A 2,084-nucleotide genomic window follows, 5' to 3' on the forward strand; every position below is an offset into this window, starting at 1 on the left:
CCTGGGGTGGATGCTGGCGGTGGGCCGGGTGGGGTGACCACCCGGCCCTTCGCCGTACCGCCGCGGAGCCTCTGCCGTACCGCCGCGGGCCCTACGGCCGGGTGTAGGCGGTCAGGTCCGGGACGGTGGAGAAGCCGAGGCCGTACGCGCTGACGCCGCGGCCGTAGGCGCCGAGCAGGACGCCGGGGGCCTCGCCGGCCAGCACCCAGCCGTACTCGGACTCGCGGTAGCGGAAGGGCTGCGGCAGGCCGTTGACCGGCAGGCTGAGGGTGGACCAGCCGGGGCCGGCCAGGTCGTCGGCGAGGTCCCAGGCGAGGCTGCTCTGCTGGTCCAGCCAGTCCTGGCGCAGCGCCCGGTCCAGCTGCCCGGGCCAGGTCCCGGCGAGCAGGCCGGAGCCGGCCAGCCAGGCGGCGGAGGAGGCGGAGGTCGCCTCCAGGGTGCCGGTGTTGTCGGCGCTGCGGCGGCTGTCCCGGCGGGCCACGGTGACCACGACGGCGAACTTCCGCACGTCGCGCGGCTCGTACCGCTGGGCCGGCTCCTCGCCGTGGCCGAGCGAGCCGTAGTCGACGCTGCCCGCGGTGCGGGGGCCGGCGCCGGCCTGCGCCAGGAAGCGACGGCCGGTCCAGCCCTCGTCCAGCCCGTACCAGGGGAAGTCTGCGGACAGGTAGGGCACCAGCGGGTCCGCCGGGCCGGCCTGTCCGCCGACCACCGGGCCGCCGGCCGTGGCCGTCGCCCCTCCCGCCTGACTCGTCGCGTCCATCCCCGGGCCTCCTCAAACACACGTTTGCCTGCCGTGGCGCGCTCCCATGGTGGCGTACCGCGGCGCTCCCCGGGGCCGTTCCCGGTCCGCGACGGGGCGCGGTGTGACGGACGGCTCAGCGGGAGCAATCAGCACAATAGCGGCGCGCACGCCACCGCCCCGCTCAGCCGGGTGGCCGGGCGGGGCGGTGGCGCGGCGCCGGAGCGCCGTACGCGGGGTCGGTTCAGGTGGCGTCGGGGTCGAACGGGGGGCGCTCGCCGGGGGCCAGCGGGGCGCCGGCGGAGGCGGGGGCCGGCGCGGACTTCTCGAAGCTGACGCTGCCGCTGCGGCCGTTGACCGGGGCCGCGGGCTTGTCGTCCAGGACGGAGCGGATGTCCAGCGAGTCCTTCATCCCCTTGAGGCCCAGCGGGTCCTCCTCGCCGCCCATGAGCTGCTTGCGGACGAAGGTCTTGGGGTTCAGGTCCTCGAACTCGAAGTCCTGGAAGTCGGGGCCCAGCTCGCTGCGGATGTCCTCCTTCGCGTTGTCGGCGAAGGACCGGATCTTCCGGACGACGTTCATGGTGTCCTGGATCAGCTTCGGCAGTTTGTCCGGACCGAAGATGATGATGGCCATCACGACGAGGGTCAGCACCTCCAGCCCGCTCACGTCGCTGAACACCTTTGGCTCCCTAGCTCGTCGGACGACGGTTCCTACAGGGTAATGGCCACCGGCGAGTCCCTGGTCCACGCTGGGATGAAGCCGTGGTAAAGACCTGCCGGTGGCCGAGGCCGTCCGGACGGGGGATCGAGCGTGCGTCCCGGGTCCGTCGAGGGTTGCTCTAGCGGGTCTGCTGGCGCTGTGCGGCGACGCCCCCGGGGTAGCGCTCCGGGGAGCCCGGCGGGGTCGCTTCGCGGGTCGCGGCGACCGGGCGACCGGGGAAGTCCACCGGGACCTGGGCGTTCATCGGGACGAGTCCGCCGCCGCGTCCGGTACCGGCGCCGGGCGGGCTGACGGTGGTGCCGTGGCGCTCCTCGCCCTGCGTACTGAGCCCGCCGACGCCGCCGAGCGTCACCGCGGCGACGGAGAAGGCGCCCGCGGCGGCGAACACCAGCCGGCGGCCCCGCGCGGGCGGGCGGACGACGGCCGCGGAGGACTGCGGACGGGCGGGGGCGGCGGTGGGCTCGGGGCGGGCGGAGCGCCGGCCCATCAGCGGCCGCAGCACCGCGCCGCGCCCGAAGGCGCGCGGGTCGACCCCGGGCAGCGGGGCGTCCGCGCCGAGCGCGCCGGCCCCGAAGGAGGCCCCGGCGCCGCGGCCGAAGGAGCCGCCGTCGAGCCGGCTGCCGC

At 76.1% G+C, this 2,084-nt stretch carries 2 protein-coding genes and 1 pseudogene; all 3 read right to left on the reverse strand.

Going from position 1 to position 2,084, the window contains the following annotated elements:
* Nucleotides 1–91 precede the first annotated feature (91 nt).
* Complete coding sequence (locus ACFU6K_RS37710) at nt 92–760, reverse strand: hypothetical protein (RefSeq protein ID WP_380670978.1); 669 nt, start codon at nt 758–760, stop codon at nt 92–94.
* Nucleotides 761–983: 223 nt separating this feature from the next.
* Nucleotides 984–1,418, reverse strand: coding sequence for a sec-independent translocase (locus ACFU6K_RS37715; RefSeq protein WP_380670980.1), 435 nt, complete (start codon nt 1,416–1,418; stop codon nt 984–986).
* A gap of 160 nt (nt 1,419–1,578) precedes the next feature.
* A pseudogene (locus ACFU6K_RS37720) lies at nt 1,579–2,084 on the reverse strand (hypothetical protein); the annotation flags it as partial.

The organism is Kitasatospora sp. NPDC057512, from assembly GCF_042802135.1.
Classification (GTDB): Bacteria; Actinomycetota; Actinomycetes; order Streptomycetales; family Streptomycetaceae; genus Kitasatospora.

Excerpts from the sequence above, each read along its gene's own strand:
- ACFU6K_RS37710 (WP_380670978.1), bottom strand. The coding sequence starts at position 760 with ATGGACGCGACGAGTCAGGCGGGAGGGGCGACGGCCACGGCCGGCGGC.